This window comes from Sphingopyxis alaskensis RB2256, from assembly GCF_000013985.1.
GTDB classification, from domain to species: domain Bacteria; phylum Pseudomonadota; class Alphaproteobacteria; order Sphingomonadales; family Sphingomonadaceae; genus Sphingopyxis; species Sphingopyxis alaskensis.
The window spans coordinates 294,169-318,356 of sequence record NC_008048.1 but is presented as its reverse complement, the minus strand read 5'-3'; the positions used below and the strand labels follow the sequence as shown (position 1 = coordinate 318,356).

At 67.2% G+C, this 24,188-nt stretch carries 18 protein-coding genes and 1 tRNA gene; 8 read left to right on the top strand and 11 right to left on the bottom strand.

From position 1 onward, the window contains the following. Positions 1-32: 32 nt before the first annotated feature. Entirely contained in the window at positions 33-1,610 is a 1,578-nt protein-coding gene (locus SALA_RS01560; protein WP_011540626.1) for a hypothetical protein, read from the bottom strand. Between the two features lie 316 nt (positions 1,611-1,926). On the opposite strand from SALA_RS01560, the gene SALA_RS01555 reads away from it, so the two are divergent. Continuing rightward, positions 1,927-2,013: transfer RNA gene (locus tag SALA_RS01555), tRNA-Leu, on the top strand. A gap of 30 nt (positions 2,014-2,043) precedes the next feature. Here SALA_RS01555 and SALA_RS01550 read toward each other — a convergent pair. After that, positions 2,044-2,886, bottom strand: a complete 843-nt coding sequence (locus SALA_RS01550; RefSeq protein WP_011540625.1) for a helix-turn-helix domain-containing protein — start codon at positions 2,884-2,886, stop codon at positions 2,044-2,046. Between the two features lie 144 nt (positions 2,887-3,030). On the opposite strand from SALA_RS01550, the gene SALA_RS16370 reads away from it, so the two are divergent. The 3 genes from SALA_RS16370 to SALA_RS01535 all read left to right on the top strand — a co-directional run bounded on the left by SALA_RS16370 (position 3,031) and on the right by SALA_RS01535 (position 6,405). After that, positions 3,031-4,050 carry an autoinducer binding domain-containing protein gene (locus SALA_RS16370; protein ID WP_192807435.1) on the top strand — a complete coding sequence of 340 codons (1,020 nt, stop codon included), beginning with the start codon at positions 3,031-3,033 and terminating at the stop codon, positions 4,048-4,050. 75 nt (positions 4,051-4,125) lie between these two features. Then, positions 4,126-5,184, top strand: a complete 1,059-nt coding sequence (locus SALA_RS01540; RefSeq protein WP_011540623.1) for an alpha/beta hydrolase family protein — start codon at positions 4,126-4,128, stop codon at positions 5,182-5,184. Positions 5,185-5,238: 54 nt separating this feature from the next. Continuing rightward, positions 5,239-6,405, top strand: a complete 1,167-nt coding sequence (locus SALA_RS01535) for an iron-containing alcohol dehydrogenase (RefSeq protein ID WP_011540622.1) — start codon at positions 5,239-5,241, stop codon at positions 6,403-6,405. A 100-nt stretch (positions 6,406-6,505) separates the two neighbouring features. Here the strand turns inward: SALA_RS01535 and SALA_RS01530 are convergent, their stop codons facing one another. From SALA_RS01530 to SALA_RS01505, 6 genes are all read right to left on the bottom strand, one after another. Next, positions 6,506-7,345: an amidohydrolase family protein gene (locus tag SALA_RS01530; protein ID WP_011540621.1), complete on the bottom strand. Its 840-nt coding sequence runs from the start codon at positions 7,343-7,345 to the stop codon at positions 6,506-6,508. A 323-nt stretch (positions 7,346-7,668) separates the two neighbouring features. Further along, positions 7,669-8,898, bottom strand: coding sequence for an MFS transporter (locus SALA_RS01525; protein WP_011540620.1), 1,230 nt, complete (start codon positions 8,896-8,898; stop codon positions 7,669-7,671). Positions 8,899-9,061: 163 nt separating this feature from the next. Beyond that, positions 9,062-11,422 carry a TonB-dependent siderophore receptor gene (locus SALA_RS01520; RefSeq protein WP_011540619.1) on the bottom strand — a complete coding sequence of 787 codons (2,361 nt, stop codon included), beginning with the start codon at positions 11,420-11,422 and terminating at the stop codon, positions 9,062-9,064. Continuing rightward, positions 11,416-14,376: a beta-phosphoglucomutase gene (pgmB, locus tag SALA_RS01515; protein ID WP_011540618.1), complete on the bottom strand. Its 2,961-nt coding sequence runs from the start codon at positions 14,374-14,376 to the stop codon at positions 11,416-11,418. The genes SALA_RS01520 and pgmB overlap by 7 nt, the downstream gene beginning before the upstream one ends. 136 nt (positions 14,377-14,512) lie before the next feature. After that, entirely contained in the window at positions 14,513-15,520 is a 1,008-nt protein-coding gene (locus SALA_RS01510; protein WP_011540617.1) for a substrate-binding domain-containing protein, read from the bottom strand. Positions 15,521-15,570: 50 nt separating this feature from the next. Further along, positions 15,571-17,202, bottom strand: a complete 1,632-nt coding sequence (locus SALA_RS01505; protein WP_011540616.1) for a sulfatase-like hydrolase/transferase — start codon at positions 17,200-17,202, stop codon at positions 15,571-15,573. 74 nt (positions 17,203-17,276) lie between these two features. On the opposite strand from SALA_RS01505, the gene SALA_RS01500 reads away from it, so the two are divergent. Continuing rightward, positions 17,277-17,948 carry a TetR/AcrR family transcriptional regulator gene (locus SALA_RS01500; protein ID WP_237700906.1) on the top strand — a complete coding sequence of 224 codons (672 nt, stop codon included), beginning with the start codon at positions 17,277-17,279 and terminating at the stop codon, positions 17,946-17,948. Then, positions 17,945-18,874 carry a formylglycine-generating enzyme family protein gene (locus tag SALA_RS01495; protein WP_011540614.1) on the top strand — a complete coding sequence of 310 codons (930 nt, stop codon included), beginning with the start codon at positions 17,945-17,947 and terminating at the stop codon, positions 18,872-18,874. Before SALA_RS01500 ends, SALA_RS01495 begins: the two co-directional genes overlap by 4 nt. 251 nt (positions 18,875-19,125) lie before the next feature. On the opposite strand, the gene SALA_RS01490 is transcribed toward SALA_RS01495, so the two are convergent. From SALA_RS01490 to SALA_RS01480, 3 genes are all read right to left on the bottom strand, one after another. Further along, on the bottom strand, positions 19,126-20,874 hold the full coding sequence (locus SALA_RS01490) for an arylsulfatase (RefSeq protein ID WP_237700905.1): 1,749 nt from the start codon (positions 20,872-20,874) through the stop codon (positions 19,126-19,128). 155 nt (positions 20,875-21,029) lie between these two features. Continuing rightward, positions 21,030-21,818 (bottom strand): enoyl-CoA hydratase/isomerase family protein, encoded by a 789-nt coding sequence (locus SALA_RS01485; RefSeq protein ID WP_011540612.1) that lies wholly within the window; start codon positions 21,816-21,818, stop codon positions 21,030-21,032. Further along, positions 21,815-22,591, bottom strand: a complete 777-nt coding sequence (locus SALA_RS01480) for an SDR family NAD(P)-dependent oxidoreductase (RefSeq protein ID WP_011540611.1) — start codon at positions 22,589-22,591, stop codon at positions 21,815-21,817. The genes SALA_RS01485 and SALA_RS01480 overlap by 4 nt, the downstream gene beginning before the upstream one ends. Positions 22,592-22,987: 396 nt before the next feature. Here SALA_RS01480 and SALA_RS01475 point away from each other — a divergent pair, with 396 nt between their 5' ends. Next, entirely contained in the window at positions 22,988-23,260 is a 273-nt protein-coding gene (locus SALA_RS01475; protein WP_011540610.1) for a metal/formaldehyde-sensitive transcriptional repressor, read from the top strand. A gap of 9 nt (positions 23,261-23,269) precedes the next feature. After that, positions 23,270-24,169 carry a CDF family Co(II)/Ni(II) efflux transporter DmeF gene (dmeF, locus tag SALA_RS01470; protein ID WP_011540609.1) on the top strand — a complete coding sequence of 300 codons (900 nt, stop codon included), beginning with the start codon at positions 23,270-23,272 and terminating at the stop codon, positions 24,167-24,169. The last annotated feature ends 19 nt before the right edge of the window (positions 24,170-24,188 follow it).

Sequence of the window (24,188 nt, the reverse complement as noted above, 5' to 3'; positions counted from 1 at the left end):
GCAGCCCGCTCCCCAAAATCGATCGCGGGCGATCAGGTCGTCGGGATGCCGGTGCAGCTGCCGCTCGACGTGCCGAAGTCCGCCGTCGCCGAGTTGCAGGTCCAGCCCTGGTACCAGCTGTCGTTGGCGTCGCGGACGGCGCCGACATAGGCGGTGGTGTCGAAGAAGGCGTTCAGCGTCTTCGCGTCGAAGGGCGTGAAGCCGGTTTCGGTGGCCCCGTTGACGAACAGGTTGGTCAGGCTGGGCACATAGTTCGACCGGTTGTTGGTGCCGGCTTCGAAAATCGCCTGCACCTCGGCATCGGTGACACCGTTCGAGCCGCGGAAGGGCGTCGCGTTGCACTGGAGCGACACCGATTCGAAGCGCGGCGGGCCCTGATCGTCAAGCGCGGGATCGGCAGCGCGAACGGTCGTGACGCTGTCGATGCGGAGGCAGCGAATGCCCGGCGCGACGATCAGGCCGTTGGCGAACATATAGTCGGCGCCGCCGCGGATGCGGATCGCCGCGCCATTGCCCGCCGCATTGTTGCGCTGGATATAGGTGAAGTTCGACAGCGCGACGCGCTGGCGCGGGATCGCCTCTTCGTTGCCGTCCGAGTCGATTTCCATCATCGAGTCGCCGACCGCGCCGCCGGCGCGCTGGACGCCGATGACATATTGGATATTGCCCTGATAACCGACGTCGGTGTCGAGACCGTCATCCTCGGCGCCGGTGATGACGAGATGCTTCATATTGACCCGGCCGCCGAACACTTCGGCGCCATCGTCCGAGCTGTTGTGAATCTGGATATGGTCGATCTGGGTGCCCGAACCAACGCCCGAGGGGGTCAGGCCCTGAAGCTCGCTGTTCGCCGACAGGACAAAGCCCGAATAGCGGATCTGGACATAGGACATGCGACCCGAATTGTCGTTCGCGGTGGCGCCGCCATAAAGCGCGTTGGTCGCGCCTTCGGTGTTGCGTTCGCACGCAGCGGTGCCGGGGGTCGCGGCGGGGGCAAGGCAGTCGGTGATCGGCGCGCGGCCGAGCAGGACGACACCGCCCCACAGCTGCGACGTGTTGTCGGTCGCGCTGCCGACAACATTGCCGCGGCCGGTGAAGACGATCGGCTGGGTCGGGGTGCCGACCGCGTCGATCTTGTTGCCGCGGTTGACGGCGAGGAAGGACACGCCCGTCGCGCCAAAGATGGTGACGCCGGGATCAATCGTCAGCGTGACGTCGGCGGGGTCGCCCGCTTCCTCGGTCGGACCCTGGTCGGTGCCGACATCGACGCGGCCGGGCAGCGAGTAAATCACGCCGGCGACCTTCGGGATCGCCGTGGTCGAATTGAAGCGCGCGGGGAAACCGCAGTTGCGCCAGGTGCCTTCGTTGCCGGTGATCGTGCCGAGGTCGGTGAGCTGGTCGGCGCCGGCGATCGTCGGGCAATTTGCGGCCGGGGTGACGCCGGTGGGCGTCGGGGTCGGCGTGGGCGTGGGGGTCGGGGTCGGGGTCGGCGCGGGGACGACGATCACGCCCTCGCCCGGCGAGGCCACGCCGTCGGCGCCGCAAGCGGCCAGAATGGAACAGGCCACGCCGCTGAGCATGACCATATGAATGCGTGCGAAAGCCGCCATGAAAATCTCCGTTCCCGGTGTGCGCCCCAAACTCGTTGAGCTGCGCTCCTGATGAAAAACACGCCGCGGGCGAGCGAAACTGCCTCTCGCCCCCGGTGACGCCGCCACTAGGGTGATTCGATGACGGTCTGACGCCAGAGCGGTGACAGTTGCGTGACTCTTTGGAGTCGCTTTGGTGACATGCGCCGTGGCCGCGGACGCGAGGCCTTCGCACCCGCGGAAATAAAAGCGGCGAAGCTCGCTTGCATCGTCCGGCGAGCTTTGCTAGGCGCCCGCTCCTACCTGGTGCCGGACCCGATCCGGACCATCATGATGTGCGGTCGTGGCGGAACTGGTAGACGCGCAACGTTGAGGTCGTTGTGGCCGAAAGGCCGTGGAAGTTCGAGTCTTCTCGACCGCACCATCATCGCCTGATCGGGGGCGATGTCCTGCTTTATGGCTTCACGGTGACCAGCGGCTCGCCAGGGGCAGCCTCGCTGTTCGCGAGTGCCCGCATTGCCGCGCGCGTCGGCTCGTCGGCGGGGAACCACAATTCCATGCGCAGCGAGGCCAGCGTCACATCCTGCGGCAAGGCAAAGACGCTCTGGATCGTGAAAAAGCGCATCACCCCCTGCGGCGTATCAAAGACCAGGTTCAGACAGGGATCGGCCGAAGGCTTCGTCGGCTGCGGTGGGCGCGGGCCGAAGCGTTCGATCATCGACGCCTCGACCCGGTCGGCGCGCGGCTCGATCGCGGGGCGCACCCATTGTTCGCGGCGCAGCTGGTCGAGCAGCGCGCCGCCGCCGATCCACGGGTCACGCATATAGCGGAACATCCCGCCGGGATGGATCAGCGCGTCGATCATGCTGAAACCCAGCGACAGATCATCGAGCGCAGCAACGAAATCGGGCAGGTTCAGCCGCATCAGCCGCCGCGCGCTCCGGTTGGTGAGGTGCGCCTGCCAGTCGGCATCGAAAACCAGGCCGGGATAGGGTTCGTGCAGGTCCAGCGTGCGGTCGAGCGCTGCGATCGCGACCGCCAGCCGTGGATCACGCGGCGAAACATCGTGCGATGCGGGGGCGTATCCGGCCGCGAGCAGCACCGCATTGCGCAGCGAAGGCGGCGCGTCCGTTTCGCCGAGCCATGCCCCGATCAGGTCGCGGCTCGGGCGCGAGCGGCCGCTTTCGACAAAGCTGATGTGGCGCTGCGACACATTCATGCGCAGCGACAGCTCGAGCTGCGCGATGCCCGCGCGTTCGCGGATGGCCTTCAGCATGGGCCCGAGGCGGCTGGTCATGGGTGCGGCCTATGGGATGCAAAAGGCGTTCGGGTCGACTACCTCGCAGGTAGGCGTAATAATGTTTCGCATGGTGCTGGATAAATTGCCCGTCCCAAACTAGTTTGGCGAACCGCGTTCCGACCGATGATGAAGTGCAGCGCCATGGCATCCTCGCTTTCCCTTGCCGCCGACCGCCCATGCCCGACTGGCTTTCCGGCGCTGCTGCGTCAGCACCGCAAACGCGACGGCCGCTCGCAGATGAACCTTGCGCTCGACATGGGCATTTCGCCTCGCCACCTCGGCTTTCTCGAAAAGGGCCGCGCGCGTCCCAGCGCCGACATGGTGGCGCGCATCGCCGACGCGCTCGCACTGACGCCCGCGCAACGCAATGCGATGCTGCTCGCCGCAGGGTTTGCGCCAAAGATCGCCCCGGCCTCGGCGGCGGCAACGGCCGCCGAAGCGGCGTCGCTGGCCCTTGGCGCCTTCGAGACCGCGGTGGCGATTGCGGGTGCCAGCAGCGCGGCGGCGGCGGTCGACATCGCCGCGCGCTTCCTTTCGGCGCTCGGCATTGCCCATTTCATGACCGGCACGCTGCGGCGCGGCATCCATGGGTGGGAAGTGGGGCGCGATGCCGACGGGCGACCCGCGATCGGATGGCTCCGCCACAATGAAGCGAACGGCTATCGCAACCACGACTATCTGATCCGCGCCACCGCCGCCGCGTCGGCGGGTTTTTTCTGGAGCGACATTCCGCGCGCCATGCTGTCGCCGCTCCAGCGCCGCATCCTCGACGAAGCCCGCGACTTCCAGATCGCCGACGGTTTCGTCATGCCCGTGCAGATGGGCGACGGATCGGTACGCGCGCTTTCGTCCTGGGCGGGGCCGATCGACACCGACCTCGCGACGCGCACCGCCGTCGGTCTCGTTTCGACCGCCCTGCTCGACCAGCTTGCCCGGCTGGCGGCGCCGACGCTGCCGGTCAACGATCCGGTGCGGCTCGACCCCGCCGACCGCGACATGCTCGCCTTCTTCGCGGCGGGCTATTCGATTGTCGGGATCGGACAAAGGCTCGCCCTGGCCGAGAAGGAGGTCGAGCGGCGGCTGCGCGGCGTCGCGGTGCTGATGGGGTGCTCCACCCCGGCGATGGCGGCGTGCCGCGCCACCGCGCTCAACCTCATTTGACCGCGCGATGACCCGCCAGTTAGAGCGGCGTGCTGTATATCTGACTCACCGGGATTGCGTCAGAAAGGACAGACGATGACGGGGCTTCGCGCACCCCTGCGGCTGGCTTTGCTGCTCATGCTGCTCTGCGCCGCCCCGACGGTGTGGGCCGGGCCGTTCGTCGGACAACGCCTGATGACCGCCGACCACCCGCCGGCCGCCGCGCGCAACGCCGACGGCAGTACGCGGCTGCGCGTCACCGTCTGGTATCCCGCAGCAGGCGATGACGGCGCCGGCACTGCGCCGCCCGTCGTGCGCGACGCCCCCCCTGCCGCCGGGGGGCGCCGCGGCGTCATCCTCCTCTCGCACGGCTTCGGCGGCGCGGCGGTGGCGATGGGCTGGTTCGCCAGGACAATGGCCGAGGCGGGCTATGTCGTGATCGGCGTCGACCATCCGGGCAACAATGGGCTGGAGGCGATGACCAAAGCAGGCGCTGCGCTCTTCTTCGAACGCCCCGGCGATCTGCGGCGGGCCTTTGACCATGTCGCCGCCGACCCCGTGCTTGGCCCGATGCTCGACCCCGGCCGCGTCGCTGCCGCGGGTTTTTCGGCGGGCGGTTTCACTGCGCTCGCGCTGGGCGGCGCGCGCATGGAGACAGGACTGCTGCGCCGTTTCTGCACCGCCAACCCCGATGATGGCGTCTGCCGCCCGCAGCTCGAGTTTGCGGTCCCCATCGACGAGGTGCTGGCGATGCTGGACGGCGAAAGCGCCCGCGCCCGGCTGGCGGAGATCGCCGCCACGCCGCCGCGGCCGCGCATCCGCGCGCTGCTCGTCATGGCACCTGCGATCGTGCAGGCCTTCGATCCCGCCAGCCTCGCCGCGATTGATGTCGAAACGCGGCTGATCCTCGGCGGAGCGGACAGCGTGACGCCGAACGCGACCAACGGCCTCGCCGTCGCGGCATTGGTGCCCCGTGCGCATCATCAGACCATCCCCGACGCCGGTCATTATGATTTCCTGACCGCCTGCGCCGCGGACGCGCCCAACCCCCTCCCCTTTTGCGCGCACCAGCGCCAGACCGCCGCAGCGCATCGCGCCGCGATCACCGCCGCGCTCGACCTCTTCGCGCGGACGATCGGCGCGCGTACAGAATAAGGATTTCCGCCCGGCGCCCTGCAACGTAAGACCCTCCTGTCAGGAGATCGTCCGTTGAGCATCGCAAGCATCGCCCTTCCCCGCATCCTCCGCATCGGCGGCGGCGCGTCGAAACAACTCGGCGAGGTGCTGGAGACATTGGGTCTGTCGCGCCCGCTGATCGTTACCGACCCCTGGCTGCTGAACAGCGGGCGCGTCGACGAACTGGCGGGCGGGCTGGCAAGCGCCGGGATCGCCGCGCGGGTGTTCGCCGATACCGTGCCCGACCCCACCATCGCCTCGATCAACGTCGGCGTAGCCTTCCTTCAGGAAGGCGACCATGATTGCGTCGTCGGCTTCGGCGGCGGCAGCCCGCTCGACAGCGCCAAGGCGATCGCGCTGCTTGGCCACCACGGCGGCGCGATGGCCGATTACAAGGCGCCGCATGTGCAGGACACGCCCGGCTTGCCGGTGATCGCCATCCCGACGACCGCGGGCACCGGGTCGGAGGCGACGCGCTTCACGATCATCACCGACGATGCGACCGACGAAAAGATGCTCTGCCCCGGCCTTGCCTATCTGCCCGTCGCCGCGCTCGTCGATTATGAACTGACCTTTACCAAGCCCCGGCGGCTGACCGCCGATACCGGCATCGATTCGCTGACGCACGCGATCGAGGCCTATGTCTCGCGCCGCGCCAATCCGTTCAGCGACGGCATGGCAATGCTCGCGATGCGTGCGATCGCGCCCAATCTGCGCCGCGTATGCGCGGACCCGATGGACGCCGCAGCGCGCGAGGCGATGATGCTCGGCGCAACGCAGGCGGGGATTGCCTTTTCGAACAGCTCGGTCGCGCTCGTCCACGGGATGAGCCGACCGATCGGCGCGCATTTCCATGTCCCGCACGGCTTGTCGAACGCGATGCTGCTGCCCGCCGTTACCGCCTGGTCGGCGCCCGCCGCGCTTCCCCGCTACGCCGACTGCGCGCGCGCGATGGGCGTCGCCGACGATGCCGAGGGCGATCAGGCGGCGGTGGCGCGGCTGATCGACGAACTCGCGGCGCTCAACCGCGAGCTGGAGGTGCCGGGCCCCGCGGCATGGGGTATCGACGCCGCGCGCTGGGACGCGCTGATCCCGACGATGTGCGCGCAGGCGGCGGCATCGGGTTCGCCCGCCAACAATCCGCGCATCCCCGATGCCGACGAGATGGCGATGCTTTATGCAAAGATTTGGGCCGGCTAGGTCCCTTCGTTCATCGTCGGGCAATCCGCGCCCTGCTTAAGCGCGCTCGCCCCGCTTCCCGCTCTCCTGCGTCTCAATGTCGGGGGCGGGGCATCGCTTCCTAAAGCCCCAGCAGCCGTTTGGCATTGCCCGAGCGGATCTTCGCGCGTTCCTCTTCGGTCAGGTCCAGCTTGTCGAAGGCTTCGAGCGTCTTCGCGAGTGACATCTGCGGATAGTCCGATGCGATCAGCACCTGGTCGACACCGACGTTGCGGATCGTCCAGACATATTCGTCCTTGACCGGCGAATCGGCGAACAGCGTCACGCCCGAAATGTCGAAGAATATATTCTCGGCAAACAGCCCCTCGGCCGTGCGCGCGAGCGCCAATATGTTCCAGAAGCGGAACCCCATCCCGCCCATATGCGCAAAGATGAACTTCGTCTTCGGCGCCGCGAGCGCGAGGTTGAACAGCTTTTCATTGTCGGCGGGCACAATGCTGGCATTGTCGAGCAGCACGACCAGCCCCGATGCGCCCGCATGTTTGACGAGCGTCAGCACGCGCGGGTCGGCGGCGTCGAACCCCTGTGTGTGCGGATGGATTTTCAGCAGCTTGACCCCGCGCGACGCGACGCGCGTCACTTCGGCCAGCGCGGCGTCGCCGTCATAGGGGTGGACGGTCGCGATCGGAATCATGTCGGGATGTTTTTTGCCGAGCGCGATCAGCGCGTCGTTGCGCGCGCTGATGTCGGCGGGATTGCCCGCGCGCGCCTGATTGGGACCACCGAACCACATCGCGCCGAATCGCTCGACCGAAAGCCCCGCGGCTTTCAGTTTTGCGCGATATTCGGCGAGCGATGCCTCGCCGTTCCACAGATGGACGTGGGTGTCGATGACGTCGTCGTTGGCGATCGCCGACGCGAAGGGGGCAAGCAGGGCGAGTGAAAGGAGAAGGGCGCGCATCATGTCTCCGCGGGTAATGGACGGCGTTCCTCTGCCACAACCGCGCGCCGCCGCCAATTAGGGTCAGGACCCATTAATTACCCGTTCGAGGCGTCGAAATGGCGAAGATATCGGGCCTTGGCGGGTGCAGCGGGTAGCATCGCTACCCGCAAGGCCGCGAAGGTCCGAGATTGAAGCCATTTCGGCGTCCCTTCGGGATTTGACCGATTTTGCCCATGGCAGCGTCGAAAAGTCTTGAAATATGTCCATATTCCTGCGCCTTTCCTCCTCGCCCTGAGCAAAATCGCTTCAAACCTCGAACGGGGAATTAATGGGTCCTGACCCTAGCTCGCAGTGTCTTTTACCGCGATCTGCCGCCGCAACAGAAACAGCCCGATGCCGAGAATCGCGGTCGGCACGAGCATCAGCGTAAAGGCGGTGCGCCCGTCGAGATGCGCGAAGAGCTGGCCGGTGATCACCGACCCCGTCGTCCCGCCGAGCGCCGAGAAGACGACGACCAGCCCCATCAGCGGCGGGTGCTGGCGGCCCGGCATCGCGCTCAGCATCACCGAGATGATCGTCGGATAGATGGGCGCGAGCGCAAAGCCGATGAGCGGAAACAGGAAGGCCGCCACCGGCGCATCGCCCCACCCTGCGATCGGCCGCGGCGACAGCCCGTCGGCGAGCGGCAGGACGAGGATGATGAGCGCCGCGAGCAGGATCAGGCAGGCGTTCAGCACCGGATACCAGTCGAACCGCGCCATCACCGCCCCCGCGCCAAAACGGCCGAGCGCGATACACGCCGCGAACAGGCTGGCCGCCTGCACACTCATCTGCGCCGGCAGGTGCAGCACCTCGTTGTTGAAGGTCGGCAGCCAGGTGCCGATCCCCTGTTCGATGACGACGAAAACGAAAGCGCAGAGCACGAACACGAGCACCAGCGGCAGCGCCGCGAGGCGCAGCATCGCGCGGAAGGGCGCCGCCTCGGGTACCGCTGGCTCTTCGCCCGCCGGCGCCTCGTCGACGCGCGACGAGAGCAGCAACGCAAGCGCAAGCGCAACGATGCCCGCGAGCACCCAATAGGCATTCAGCCAGCGCAGCCCGGTGGGATCGATGAAGGCGCTGAACACCCAGTAGGAGGCGAGCACGCCGAGCATGAACATGCCCTCGATCAGGCTGGTCAGGCTGGCGTGCTGGCGCGGTCCGGCGGTGACGAAGCCGATCATCGAATAGACCGCGACCTTGGCGACGGCAAAGGCAGCGCCGACCATCGCGAAATGCAGCTGCGCCGCCCCGAAGCTGCCGAGCATCGGCATCACGAGACAGGCCGCGATCGCAAGCAGCAGCGCGCCGATCAGCGCCTTGCGCAGGCCGATGCGCGCGAGATAGCTGGCCGTCGCGAATGACACGAGCGCGATCGTGATGTCCTTGAACCCCTCCAGCGTGCTCGCCTGCGGCTTGGTGACGCCAAAGCTGGAAATCGACTGGAGGATCACCGTCCCGACGCTGTTGAGCAGCATCGCAAAGCCAACATAGGTCAGGATCATCGCGGCGATCAGTCGGGTGCGGGCCATGGCATGTCCTTAGGCGAGACGGAGGCGAATGTATCGGGTGCGGTAGGGCCGCCTGATCCTCCCCATCGACTTGCGATGGGGAGGATTTTGTCGGTTGCGCCTCACCTCCCCCAAAAAGAGGGGTGGCCGCAAAGAGGCTGCGGCCACCCAGGGAGGGATGAACTCAGAACCTGTACGCCGCGCTGAAGCGGAACGAGCGGCCAAGGATCGGCCGCGCGTTGACGACCTGGCTGCCGGCGCCGAGCTGGCGCGGATCGCCTTCGGTCAGCCCGACCTTGTCGGTCAGATTGTCCGCGGTCACCGCAAAGCTGAGCGCCTGGTTCACATCGACGCTGATCCCGGCGTCGATCTTGAAATAATTGGGCAGCGACTGGGTGTTCGCGGTGTCGGAGAAACGGTCGCCGACATAGGTGAAGGTCGAATAGAGCGAGACCTTGCCGTCGTTGCCGAAGGGAATGTCATAGGCCGGGGTCACGCGCCACTGCCACTTCGGCTGGCGTTGCACCCGGTTGCCCGACAGGTCGGTCGCCCCGCCATCGGCGAAGAAGTTCCGATATTTCGCATCGAGCCAGGTGCCCGAAAAGGCGATCGAGACATTGTCGATCGGGCGAATCTGTCCTTCGATCTCGACCCCGGTGCTGCGTGCCCCCCCGATCGACGCGATCGGCGCGCCATTGGTGATCACAGTCGTCGCCAGCCCGCGGAATCGCGTGTGAAACAGGGTGGCATAGAGCGAGAGCAGATCGGTGCGCACTTTCACCCCGCCTTCATAATTGTCGACGCGCGGCGACACGAAAATCCCGTCGCGCAGATTGTCGAAGAAGGGGTTGGTGTTGCCGCGATTGTAACGCGCATAGACGCCAACCGACGAGGAGATGTCGTAATTGGCGCCGACCGTCCACGACCATGAGCCCTTCTTGTACGCGATATTGCGGAAGGTGCCGTTGAGCACCGCGGTGCCATTGTCGTAGAGCGTGTCGGGATCGCCATCGACATTCACGCCAAAATCATTGTTCTCCAGCGTCCCGCTCGCCTTGTAATGCTGGTAACGGATGCCCGCGTCGAGCCGCAGCTCGGGCGTCACCTGAAACTCGTCGACCGCATAAAAGGCATATTCGCGCCCGTCATAGGCGGCGTTGACGTTGAAAAAGCTTCCCTGTGTGAAGCCGCGGTCGGTCGCGACCTGTCCGTTGGCGAGCACGAGGTTCAGAAGGCGCGCGTTCGTTTCGGCGGTGAGCAGCTGGACGTTGCCGAGGTTCCACTGGTCGTTCGACGAGAAGTCCGAATAATAGGCGCCGACGGTGAACTTGTTGTTGCCGCTGTCCCATTCGACCGCAAGGTCGTTGGTGAAATCCTCGATCTGCTTGCGCACGATCCAGGTGCCCGCGCGGATCACCGGCTGGCTGCCCGCGACCGCCTGCCCACCGTTGACATAGGTGAGGCTGCCGATCGTGCTGCCGAGCGAGGCGGCATAGGCATCGGCGCTGGTCGCGGTGCTCGCGGGCACGAGACCCGTCGTGTCGGCGTCGCCCTTGAGGTAGCTCGCGCGGTAGCGCAATTGCAGCCCGTCGCCGATCTCATAATCGAAATTGGTGCCAAGGTTGACAAGGTCGGCGCCGCGCCCGTCGGCGAGGTCGGCGCGCGTCCCGTCGGGCAGCAGGCTCAATCGCGTTTCAGGCCCCGCAAGCACGCCGGTGCCGGGGTCGATATTGCCGAACTGGCGCACCTTGTCGCCGTCGCGCACCACCGGGATCGGCAGCAGCCACTGGCCGCGATCGTTGAGGTAGCGCGCAAAGACGAGGATCGAGCCGCGGTCCATGTCGTGCCGGACATTGGCGGTGATCTGTCCACCCTTTTCGGCGGTGAAGCGCGGGTCGCGGATGCCGTTGCCGCTCGCATAATAGCCGCCGATCATGAAGCTGGTCGACTCGCCGAGCGGCCCTGACAGCAGCATGTCGCCGCGCAGGTCGCCAAAATCGGTGATGCTGGCTTTCACGAGCCCCTCGAAATCGCGCCCGCCCTCTTTCTGGACGAAGTTGACGGTCAGGCCGGGCTGGCCGTTACCGAACAATGCGCCGGTGCCGCCGCGCACAGCCTCGACGCGCTCGATCGTCTCGTCGATGCGGATCAGCTGCGTGTTTTCGAGGAAGGACAAGGTCGGCGGCGAGAAAAAGGGCACGCCCTGCACCGTCAGCGTGACGAACTCGGCGTCGCCGCCCGACGGATAGCCGCGCACGAAGATGTTGGCGCCATTCTGGCCGCCCGAACTTTCGGCCGACACACCGGGGATGACCTTGAACAGGTCGGCGGTGCTGTTCGGCGCCGCGCGCTCGATCGCCTCGGCATTGATGCTGGTGATCGCGAACGCCGCGTCCTGACGGCTGATGCCGCCGCCGGCGGTGCCGGTGACGACGATTTCCTCGTCAGCGGGCGCCGCATCGTCGAGAGGCGCTTCCTGAGCGTGCGCGGCCATCGGCAGCGCGAAAAGCGCAATCGACGACAACAGGTGGGTGGTCTTCAACATGACAAATCCTCCGCATTGACTGTTCTGCCTGTCCGGCGCCCGCGCGCGGCCGTTTCCTGTTCTGCCGACAGGATCTGACCGAGCGTGAGGTCGCCGATGGCGGGGACGTGAATGTCGGCATCGGGCAGCGCCTCTTCAGACCCGATGCCAATGGCCACCATGCCCGCCGCATGGATGGCCGTTATTCCGGCGCGCGCATCTTCGACACCGATGCACTGGTCCGGGGACAGGCCCATGCCATCGGCACAGGCCAGGAAAATGTCGGGCGCCGGCTTGGGGTGCGTCACCGCACCCGCGTCGGCGATAAAATCGAACGCATCGGCGATGCCGAGCCGCGCCACCACGTCACGCGCGTTACGGCTGGCCGAAGCCAGGCCGATTTTCAGTCCCGCGGCGCGCAGGGCAGCGAATAGCCGCTCGACGCCAGCGAACAAATTGGCGGGCGAATAGCCCCGGAGCCGCGCGACATAGGTGGCGTTTTTCTCCGCCAGCATCGCCTCGAACTTCGGCGGCTCGACTGCCTTGCCCGTTTGTTCGAGGATCAGCCGCAGCGATCCGGCGCGATCGACGCCCTTCAGCGCATGGTTCGCTTCGCGGTCGAACGTCAGCCCGTGCGCGTCGGCGAGCGCCTGCCACGCCTGATAATGATCCTCGGCGGTGTCGGTGAGCACGCCGTCGAGGTCGAAGATCACGCCCTTCAGCGCCGGGCGCGGGGCAAAGACCCGATCGGCGCCGACGGTCAGCGCGCGGCCATGGTCGGTGATGTCCAGCGGCGCGCCCGCGAGCAGGCGATAGGTCGCGCCCGCAGCGTCGACCGCTGTTTCGATCACGCTACCCCGCCATTGCAGGCGGAAGCGATACCCCGTCCATGCGGCGGGAAGCTGCGGCCGGAACGCGGGCGCCGCGCCGTCGAGGCGCAGCCCGCCCCAGCCCTCTGCCAGAACCAGCCAGCTTCCCGCGAGCGCCGCCATGTGCAGCCCGTGCGATGTGTTGCCGTGGCGATCCTCCAGGTCGACGAGCGCGCATTCGCGCATGAAGTCCAATGCTGCCGGTTCGTCGCCGAGCCGCGCCGCGGCGATCGCGAAGGACACCGACGACAGCGTCGAATCATGCGTCGTGACGCGCGTATAATAGTCGAGATTGCGCCGTTGCTGCGCGAGCGGCATGGCGACCAGATCCATCGCCATCGCCTGCACCACATTGCCCTGCTTCGCGACCCGGTGGCGAAAGAGGATCATCGGGTGATAGCGCATCAGCAGCGGGCCTTCGCCATCCCGCTGCGCCAGCCCCGGCAGTTCGGGGCGGCCGAGGAAGGCATCGTCCTGCGGGTTGATGCCCAGCTCGCTATCGACGGGCAGCCACATCGCGTCGGCGGCGCGGCGCCATTCGGCAACCTCCGCGGCGTCGAGCCCGATCCGCTGCGTCACCGCCGCCGGATCGCCGCGCGCAGCGAGCCAATCGGCGGTTTCGGCGGCGTAGGCCAGATGGCGGCGCGCAATCGCATTGGTGTAAAAATCATTGTCGACCAGCGCCGAATACTCATCGGGGCCGGTGACCCCATGGATACAGAAGGCGCCGCCGCGGCGCGGATCGAAGGCGCCGATCTCCATCCAGATGCGCGCCGTCTCGAACAGCATCTCGGCGGCTTCGGCGCGCAAAGCCTCGTCGCCCGTCGCCGCGACAGCGAGCGCGAGCGCATAGGCGATGTCGCCATTTATGTGATATTGCGCCGACCCAGTCGGATAGTGCGACGAACATTCGTCGCCGCCGATCGTCCGCCAGGGATAGAGTGCGCCGTTCCGATGGCCGATCGCGCGGGCATGGGCGCGCGCGGCGTCGAGCTTGCCGATCCGGTAGGCGATCAGCACGCGCGCCTTTTCGGGCGCCTGCAACGCGAGCACCGGCAGCATGAAGGTTTCGGCGTCCCAGAAATAATGACCCTCATAACCCTCGCCGGTCAGCCCCTTGGCGCCAATGCTGTGGTTCGGATCGCGGCTCGCCGACTGGTGGAGCTGGAACAGGTCGAAGCGCAGCGCCGCCGCCAGCGCATCGTCGCCGTCGATCGCGAGGTCGGCGGCGTCCCACAATCGCTGCACCGCTGCGCGCTGGCGCTCGGCGAGCGCATCGAAATCGGCATCGCCATCGTCCAGCGCGGCAAGATCGACCGGGCGACCGCGGGCCGCGGCCAGCGCGACCACCCGGTCGATCGTCAGAGTGCCGCCGGCGACCAGTTCGCCGCGCACGACATGGCCCGCCTCGGTCGCGGCGACGGCGGCGTCGGGACAGGCGACATGCTGGCGATAGGCAAGCTCGACGGCATCCTGCGCGAAGCGCGTAACCGACGAAGCATCGCCCGGCAGGGGGGATGTCAGGCGCCACAGGGCGCGCAGGCGCCCCGAAATGCGCGGATCGTCGGCATCGCCTTTGTGGAGCGCGGCGCTGTCGAAACCATAGGTCAGCCATGCCGCGACCGCGCCGCCGAAATCGACCGGGCGGATATGAAGGCGCGAGGCGACGAGCGCGCCGCCATCCAGCGGGACGATGCGTTCGGCGGCGATCTCGATCGTGCGCCCACCGGCAAGCCGCCAGCGCGATCGGCGCTGCACCTGCCCGCTCGCAAGGTCGAGCGCGATTTCACTGTCGAGCAGGTCGGCGGCGGCAAAATCGACCGCCCGCCCGTCGATCTCGAGCCGCAGCAGCACCGGGCTCGGACAGGCGATGCGCGTATCGGTCGCGCTCGCATAGCCGGGGAAGCTCTCGTGATAGGTGATCGGGCGGCGGATATAGGCGTCGGGCAGATAGGCGCAGGATGCGACCGCGAGCTCGTCGGCCATGCCCTCGACCCCGACGAGTCCGTTGGCGAGTGCGAACAGCGCCCGCGCGGTGGCGTCTTCGCCCGCCGCTCCGCGCCGGACGAGCCGCATCGGTTCCAGAGACTGTTCGATGGTCGCCACAATATCCTCACCCGCGGCGAAGGCTGCTCCGGCCTTCGCTCTCGATGCTGTTTCGCGCGAAATGGTATCGATGTCAAGGTATCGATACCATTTCGCGGTCAAAGGCGCGTGACCGACCGGGAAAATGTCTGAAATATCAGCTTTCGCGCTTGACCAGAACCACCGGCATCGCGCGCGACTCGACCGGCTGGCCCGCCACCTTGGCGAGCACTTTTTGTGCCAGCAGTTCGCCGCCCACCGCCCAGTCCTGCCGGATGCTGGTGAGCGACGGCGAAAAGAGCGCGGCGCCGGGCGAATCGTCGAAGCCGACGACCGACACCTCGCCCGGCACACGGTGGCCGCGCGCCTGCAACGCCTCGATCGCGCCCATCGCGATCGCATCGCTCGCCGCAAATATGCCGTCGAAATCGAGGCCGCGCGCGTCGAGCAGCGGCCCTACCGCTTCGCGCCCCGCGGGCAGGGTGAAGGCGCAGGGGATATTGCCGACGATCGCGGCGTCCGACGCCGCGACGCGCGCCTCGAACCCGCGCAGCCGGTCCTCGGCCTCGCCATGTTCGGCATCGCCGAGGAACAGGAGGCGGCGGCATCCGCGGCCGAGCAGATGGTCGGCAGCGAGCCGTCCGCCCTCGCGGTTGTCGCTGCCGACGACGATGCGCCCCGGCGGGCCATGTTCGGCACCCCAAACCACATAGGGCAGCCCGGTCGCTTCGATCACTGCGGCGGCATCGTCATGCACCCCCTGCCCCAGCAGGATGACACCATCGGCCGAGGGCGGCGCCGCGGTGAACAGGTCGATCGTCGTCAGCACCATATTCTGCCCGGCCGCGGTCAGTTCCTGCATGATGCCGCCGAGCAGCAGCAGCGGATAGGGCTCGCTCATCAAGCGTTCGTGCGACGGCGTCATTTCGATCACCACCGCGATCGTGCGCGTACGCTGTTGGCGCAGGTTGCGCGCCGATACGTTGAGCCGATATCCCATGCGCTCGGCGGTTTCACGGACCAGCCGCCGCGTGCTTTCCTTGACGCTCGACGGGTTCGACAGCGCGCGCGAGACGGTGATCTTGGCAAGACCGAGTTCGTTCGCGATGTCCGCCATCGTCGGGCGCGCGTTGCCGCCGCCATTGGACCCCGATCCCTTTGCCATCCCCGCCCCTTAACGTGCGGCGGCCTTGTTTCACAAGCGGTCAGACGCGATCAGTTGGTCCAATAGATATAATCCTGCCCGTCCTGCCACGGCGTGTTCAGCGGCACGTCGATGCGCACCGGCCCTTCGACCAACCCCGGCCAGATCGGCGTCGCCATGCCCCGGTTCTGCGCCTCGATCATCGCGCCGAGTTCGGCGACGCGCGCCGGCTCGCGCGCCGACAGGTCGGTCCGTTCGGTCGGATCGGCGGCAAGGTTATAGAGGCGCGCCTTTTCGGGTCGCTTCGTCACCTGCAATTTCCAGTCGCCCGCGCGCACCGCGCGATAATCGCCCGAGCGCCAGAACATCGCCGGACGCTTGGCGGGACCGGCCAATATATCCTCGCTGTCGATCGTCCGGTCCGCGGGCAGCGCCGCGCCCGCCGCGGCGGCAATCGTCGCGAAAAGGTCGAGATGGCCCGTCACGTCGCCGCGCTCGGTCCCCGGCGCGATGCGCGCTGGCCAGCGCATGAACAGCGGCGCCCGGATGCCGCCTTCGAAAAAGGTCGCTTTCCACCCGCGGAACGGCGCATTCAGCCCCGGCATCCCGTTGTACCAGGCGCCGCCATTGTCGCTGGTGAAGATGACGAGCGTATTGTCGTCGATCCCGGCCTCCTTCAGCTTGGCCATCACGTCGCCGATCCGCCGGTCCATCTGCGCGATCATCGCGCCATAAACGCGCGTCCTGTGATCCTTGATCGCCGCGAGCCGGTCATAATCGGCGCGCGTCGCCTGCAGCGGCGTGTGCGGCGCGGTGAAGGCAAGATAGAGGAAAAAGGGCCGGTTCCGGTTCGCTTCGATCGCCTTGATCGCCTCGTCGGCGAAATAGTCGGTCATATGCCCCTGCGCGGCAAACCGCTTGCTGCCGTTGAAGGTCACTGCGTGGCGCAGATTGGCCCAGATGAAGCGGTCGATCGGATCCCACGGCAGCTTGGCGTTGACTGCGTCGGGGTCATCCTCGGGCAGCAGCATTGCCGCGCCCGCCAGCACCGCCAGGCTTTCGTCGAAGCCCTGGGCGTGCGGCTGCAATTCGGGGGCTTCGCCCAGATGCCATTTGCCGATGTGAACCGTGTGATAGCCCGCCGCCTTCACCGCTTCGGCAATTGTCACCTCGCTCGCGGGCACCCCCATCTGGGGATAGGGCGGGATGTCGGGCGTCACCAGTTCGTCGTGAAAGATCGCGCGGTGCGGCCCGACACCCTCGCCATGCGCCAGATTTTCGGCGAACTCGATCGGCACCGCGGTGAACTCGAAGCCGAAGCGCGTCGGATAGCGCCCCGTCATCATCGCCGCGCGCGAGGGCGAGCAGGTCGCGTTGGCGGCATAGGCGGTGGTGAAATGGACCCCCTCACGCGCCAGCGCATCGATGTTCGGCGTCTTGACGATCCCCGCGACGCCGCCGCCGTTCAGGCTGATGTCGTTATAGCCCAGGTCGTCGGCGACGATCAGGATGATGTTCGGCGGCCGCGCGCCCTCCGGCGCCGCCGCCGGCCCTTGCTGCCACGCGATCGCCCGGTTCGGCTGCACCGGCTCGCGCCAGTCCTGCACGATGCCGGGGATGCGATATTTGTTCGCGTCATAGGCCCAATAGCCACCGACCGCCGCCAGCGTCATGGCACCCAGCGCCACCCATTTATTGGCCATGCCCGCTCCCTTCACCCGCCGCTTCGGCTTGCCCGAAAACTATTGGCACTATATGTGTCATTATATTCGCCGAAGTGCAAGATCGTTTGACGTCGGCGGCGTGCTGGGCCAGCGAGGATGCGATGACGACCGGGGTGACGAAATCGGAAGCGGCGCGAAGCGGCGCCGAGCGGATCGACGGCCGCCGCGCGCGCAGCCGGTCGAGCCACAAGCGCATCGTCGAGGCGATGATGGAGCTGATCGTCGCGGGCGATTTGTCGCCGAGCGCCGCGCGTGTCGCTGAGGAAGCGGGCATCGGCCTGCGTACCGTGTTCCGCCATTTCGACGATATGGACGCGCTCTATTCCGAAATCACCGCGACGGTCACCGACCGCGTGATGCCGATCGTCACGGCGCCCTATCCCGACCAGCCGTGGCGCGCCAATGTCCGCGAACTGGTGCGGCGCCGCATTCGTGTCTTTGAAACGACGCTGCCCTTTCGCCTTGCGGCGAACATCAAACGCTATCAGTCGCCCTTCCTGATGGGTCAGTACAGCCGTGTCGTGATGCTCGAACGCGAGCTGATCCTGCGCCTGCTGCCCGGTCATGTGCTCACCGACCGCATCACCGTCGAGGCGCTGTGCGCCGCGCTTTCCTTCCACACCTGGCGCACGCTGCGCCACGACCAGGGGCTGTCGGCCGAGGAAGCGGGCGAGGTGCTGGGGCAAATGGTGGCGGCGCTGCTGGCGACGGTGGCCGACGAATGATCCGCAGCGCCGCCTTGCCCGCGCTGCTTCTGATTGGCGCACTCGCAGCGTGCGGCGATGATCCCGACACTCCGCTGGCCGAAACCAAGCCCCCCGAATGCCCCGCGATGCCGGCACAGGATTATGCCTGGATCCCCGGCGCGACCTTCACCCTCGGTGCCGACGCGCAGCTGCCCGAAGAGGGGCCGCCGCGCGAAGTCACGGTCGCGGGCTTCTGGATCGCGACGCACGAGGTCACCAACGCCGAGTTCGCCGAATTCGTCCGCGCGACGGGCTATAAAACGCTCGCCGAGCAAGACCCGCCGCCGCTGCCCGGCGCGCCGCCCGACATGCTTATCCCCGGTTCGGCGGTGTTCACCGCGCCGACCGACGGCAATCCGAACTGGTGGCGCTGGGTCGTCGGCGCCGAGTGGCGTCACCCCGCCGGACCCGCGACGAACATCGACGGGCGCGGCCGCGACCCGGTGGTGCAGATCGGCTATGAGGACGCGCTCGCCTTCGCCAAATGGAAGGGCAAGACGCTGCCGAGCGAGGAGCAATGGGAACTCGCCGCGGCGAGCGGCGGCGCCGACCGCAACGTCCCCGTCGGCAAAGACGGCAAACCGCGCGCCAATTTTTATCAGGGCAGCTTTCCGCTGCGCGACCTTGGCACCGATGGCTTCACCGGCCGCGCGCCGGTCGCCTGTTTTCCCGCCGACGCGCACGGCGTCCACGACCTCATCGGCAATGTCTGGGAATGGACGACGAGCGCGGCAGGCAGCGAGCGCAATGTCATCAAGGGCGGCAGCTTCCTGTGCGCCGCCAATTATTGCGCCCGCTATCGCCCCGCCGCGCGCCAGTTCCAGGAACGCAGCCTGGGAACCGACCATATCGGCTTCCGCCTGATCGACCCGGCGCGCCCGGCGCCGGACAAACCCACGCCGTAGCGACGACGGGAACGGCGGCTTGCGACCGAAAGCAGCCGTTGGCATTTCGGGCTCTCTCCCCTTCAGGGGAGAGACACGAAGGCTTGGCAGCTTGCTGCCTAGCCGCAGTTGAGAGGGGTTTGGATGGTCCCCCTCTCCCAACCCCTCTCCCCTGAAGGGGAGAGGGGTTTATGGCAGCTCTCCACCCCAAAGCCGACAACAACCTCAACCATCCAGCCTACCGCCCAAGGCACCCCACATCCGCGCCCACATTACCCCCGCGCGCGCCGCCGCCGCCAGCTCCAGACCAGCAACGCCAGCGCCATCAACCCGCCGCCCAGCCACAGCCCGGCCTTGATCGCGCGTTTGCGCCCCTGCTGCTCCCACGCATAACGGTTGATCTGTTCGTCGGCGGTATAACCCGCCGGCATGTCGAGCACGCCGTTCGCCCTGGCATAGGCGCGGTAGTCGGACAGCATCGCGGCGAACCGATCGGGCATCGCCGCCGACAGGTCGCGGGTCTCGCCGGGGTCCGTCTTGATGTCATAGAGCCGCCACCGGCCGTCGCCGGTCGGCGGCAGGTTGCGCACCAGCTTGTAATCGCCGCGAAACAGCGCGGCATTGCCCGACAGCTCGTAACCGAGCGGCGCGTCGCCATGGACGCTGCCCGCAGCACCCTTCAGCATCGGGACGAGGCTGCGCCCCGTGATCGGCTCGACGCTCCGCCCCTGCCATGTCCCTTCGTGCAGCGGCACGTCCGCCAGTTCGGCAAGCGTCGGCAAGAGGTCGGTGACATGCGCCAGCCCGTCGTTGATCGCGCCCGCCGGGATCGCGCCATGCCCCGGCCAGGCGATGATCAGCGGGACGCGCAGCCCGCCCTCGGCGGCGCTGAACTTGTAACCTGACAAGGGCGACGCCGCGGCGCTTGCCCAGCCCGGCCCGATCGCCGAAAAACTGCCCCGCCGCCCGATGTTATCGGTCGAAAGATCATATTGCATCCGCAGGAACAGCCGGTTGCGCAGACTGGCAAAGGGATTCGTCGGCTCGGCGCCATTGTCGGACAGGAAGACGAAGATCGTGTTGTCGTAATCGCCCGTGGTCTTGAGGTGCGCGACGAGTCGCCCGATCTCGCGGTCCATCGCGGTCGCCATGCCGCCATAGGCCTGCATCACGCGCACCGCCGCCGCGCGTTCGTCGGCGTCCAGCCTCTGCCAGTCGCGCGTCGTCGGCATCGTCACCATCGGCGTGCCCGCCGGCACGATGCCGAGTGCCGCCGCACGCCGCGCGCGTGCCTCGCGCAGCGCCGTCCAGCCGTCCTGATACATCGCCGCATAGCGCGCGATGTCGCTGTCGGGCGCCTGCACCGGGATATGATTGGCGAGGAAGTTGATCGAGGCGAGGAAGGGTTTGCCGCTATCGCGATCCGCCTCGATATATTCGATCATCTTTTCGACGACGAAGGTGGATGAATAATAATCGCGGGGCAGGGTCGCGGGGCGGCCGTTCTCGGTCCAGTTCGCCTTGTCGTACAGCCCTTCGATCGGTCGCTGCTCGAAATTGTCGGCGCCCGCATCGGCGAGACTGAAGGCGCGGTCGTATCCGCGCGCTTCGGGCAGCCGCTTTGCGTCGCTGCCCAGATGCCATTTGCCGGTCAGGTAGGTGCGGTATCCCGCGGCCTTCATCAACTCTGCGATCGTCACGACGCGCAGGTTCATCACCGTGTCGTAACCGGGCTTGCCGCGATGTTCGTCGGGGATCGTCTCGGGCATGTTGCCGAGGCCGTTGCGGTGGTTCATCACCCCCGTCTGGAGCATCGCGCGCGTCGGCGAGCAGGAACCCGAGACATGGAAGTTCGCAAAGCGCATTCCGGCGCGTGCGAGCGCGTCGATATGCGGTGTCGCGATTTCGGAGCCAAAGGCACCGACGTCCGAAAACCCCCAGTCGTCGGCGAGCAGGATGACGATATTGGGCTGGCGCGGCGGCGCCGCGCGTGACTGCGCCAGGCCCGATGTGCTTCCCAACAGGCATGCGAGCGCGATGATGGCAGCACGCCGGGACGCACCTGTCCGGCCCCGCCTGGTGGTCCTCCAGCCTGCTGCCATCACTCCCACCCCCAAGGGATATGGCATTTACTATGCCAATATAATGGCAAGTCAATGGGGCGTGCGCGGCGATCCTATCGCTCGCGATATTCGGGCGCGCGCTTCTCCAGAAAAGCGGCCAGCGCCTCCTTGTGATCCTCGGTCGCCGACAGAATCACCTGCTGCCGGTCCTCGATCGCCATCGCGGCGTCCAGACTCGGCGCGTCGAGGTTGAGGTTCAGCGCCTGCTTCGACAGGCGCAGCCCGTGCGGACTCGTCGCCAGCATCTCGTCGGCGAGCGCCAGTCCGCGGTCGAGCAACGCCTCCTCCCCGACGATCTCGCTCACCAGCCCGGCGCGCAGCGCGCGCTCGGCGTCGATAAAGCGCCCGGTCAGGATCATCTCGGCGGCGAGGCTCGCGCCGACCAGCCGCGGCAGGAAATAGCTCGACGCCATGTCGCACCCGCCCAGCCCGATGCGGATATAGGCGGCATTGCAGCGCAGCGACGGCGTGGCATAGCGCACGTCCGACGCGAGCAGCAGCGACAGGCCGCCCCCGCACGCGGCGCCATGGCCCAGCGCGATGACCGGCTGCGGACAGGCGCGCATCTTGCGATAGATGTTGCCGATGCGCGTCTGCGTGCGCAGCGTGCGAAGCACCGGCGTCTCGTCGCCCGCCCGGTCCTCCTGAATATCGAGTCCCGCGCAGAAACCGCGCCCCGCGCCGCGCAGGATCACGACGCGCACGTCGGGCCGCTCCACGAGCCCGCCGAAATAGGCGTTGAGTTCGTCGACCAGCTCCTCGTTCAGCGCATTCAGCCGTTCGGGCCGGTTCAGCGTCGCGATCTCGACCGCACCGCGCGCCTCGATCAGCAGCGCGCTCACAAAGTCTGCCCGTCGTCGATCGTGAACACGCTTCCCGTGACGCCCGCCGCGGCGTCGGAGCAAAGCAACAGCAGCGGCGCGTGCAGGTCGGTCGCGGGGCGCATCCGCTGGCGCGGAAAGCTTTTGACCATCGCCGCCCCCGCGTCGCTTTCGAGCAGTTCGGCGGTCATTTCGGATTCGAAATAGCCCGGCTGGATGACATTGACGCATATCCCGCGCCGCGCCCATTCGCGCGCCAGCGCCTTGCCCAGATGGCGCACCGCCGCCTTGGTCGCGCCATAGACCGAGGTGGCCGGAAAGACCTTCTCCGCAGTGATCGACCCGATCAGCACGATGCGCCCATGCTGCTTCTCGCGGCTCCCCGCCTGGTCGAGCCGTTTCGCGCCTTCGTTTGCGGTCAGGAACACGCCGCGCACATTGGCGGCGAGCAGGAAATCGACATCCTCGACCGACAGGCTCATCGCCATCTTCTCGGTCGCGACCCCGGCGTTGGCGACAATCGTGTCGACGGTGCCAAAGGCGGCTTCGGCGGCGTCATAGGCCGCCTTGGTCGATGCTTCGTCGGTGACATCCATGCTCACCGCGACCGCCTGCCCGCCCGCCGCCTCGATCGCCGCCACCTGCTCCGCCAGCTTGTCGGCGCGCCGCGCAGCGAGCACGACCTTGGCCCCCGCCGCGGCCAGCGCCTTGGCAAACCCCGCGCCCAGCCCCGACGACGCCCCCGTAACCAGCGCCACACGCCCCGTCAGATCGAACTTCGGTTGCTCGGCCATGCGTCTCCCTTTCCTTGGCTGGCCCGGCCCTGGCGCCGATTGACGTTTACGTCAACCGCCCGGAGTGATCGACGGAAAAAGCGGACGGCCGGGTTGACTCGTGCATTTTGTTCCCTTAATGTTCTCTTTGTGCACAACGAACCTCATCCCCCGTTGCGGCTGCCAAGCGCGGCGGACGGGGGATAAAGGCGCCCCTCCCCACCTTCATATCATTTCGGGTTGGGCCGCATGATAAAGCGGTCGCGCTTTCCGATGCAAGGCAAGCGGCGATCGCAATCAGCGGCGATCGCCTCCACGGCGACGGAACCCCGGCGTTGACCCGCCGCGCGCACGCCCGGCAAGGCAAGCTGCGGCCCAGCTTGAACGCCGCCGTTATATAGGTTAGGGGGGTATATTATGTCGCATCTCGCCGCCCGCCCCGACCTCATCGCGCGCGTCCGCCGCATCGCGGGCCAGGTCGCCGCGGTTGAAAAGGCGCTTGCCGCCGATGCCCCGTGCGCGACGGTGCTGCACCGCGTCGCCGCGGTGCGCGGCGCGGTGAACGGCCTGCTCGCCGAGGTGATCGCCGAACATCTGAAGGATCATGTCGCGCTGCCGGGGCTCAGCGATGCGGAGCGCGCGACCGGGGCAGAGGATCTGCTCGCGGTGATCCGCCGCTACGCGAAATAGGGCGCCGCCATGTCGGACACCGCTCCCGCCCGGCATCGCCATGATTTTCTGGCCGCCGCGCACGACGACAATGCGCGGCGGACCCGATGGGTCGTCGCGCTCACCGCCGCAATGATGGTCGGCGAGATCGCCGCGGGTTACTGGACCGGGTCGATGGCGCTGCTCGCCGATGGCTTTCACATGGCGACTCATGCCGGCGCGCTCGGACTCGCGGCGCTCGCCTATCGCTATGCGAGGAAACACCGGAACGATCCGCGTTTCAGCTTCGGCACGGGCAAGATCGGCGATCTTGCCGGTTTCGCCTCGGCGCTGATCCTCGGCGTCTTTGCGATCGGTATCGCGGTCGAATCGACGCTGCGGCTGATCGATCCGGTGCGCGTGGATTTTGCGAGTGCAACGCTCGTCGCAGTGCTGGGACTCGCGGTCAATATCGTCAGCGCGCTGCTGCTGATGGGCGGGCATCACGACCATCATCTTCACGACCATGGGCACGACCACGCCCATGGCCATGACAATAATCTGCGGTCGGCCTATTTCCACGTCCTCGCCGATGCGCTGACCTCGCTGCTCGCGATCGTTGCGCTGCTCGCCGGGCGCTATCTGGGGCTTGGCTGGATGGATCCCGCAATGGGCATCGTCGGGGCGATCGTCATCGCGCGCTGGGCGTGGAGCCTGATGCGCGACACCGCGGCGATCCTGCTTGACACCCACGATGCGCCGGCCGCAGCGGCGATCCGCGCGCGCGTCGAGGCGGCGGGCGCCGAAATCACCGACCTTCACGTCTGGCGCGTCGGCCCCGGCGCGCGCGCCGCGATCGTCGAGGTCGCGGGGTCCGCTTGCTCCGCCGCGCTGCGCGAGCAGCTGGAGGGTGCGCCCGCCATCGCGCATCTGACGATCGGGGTGCGTTGATCCCGCCGCCTTATTGGCG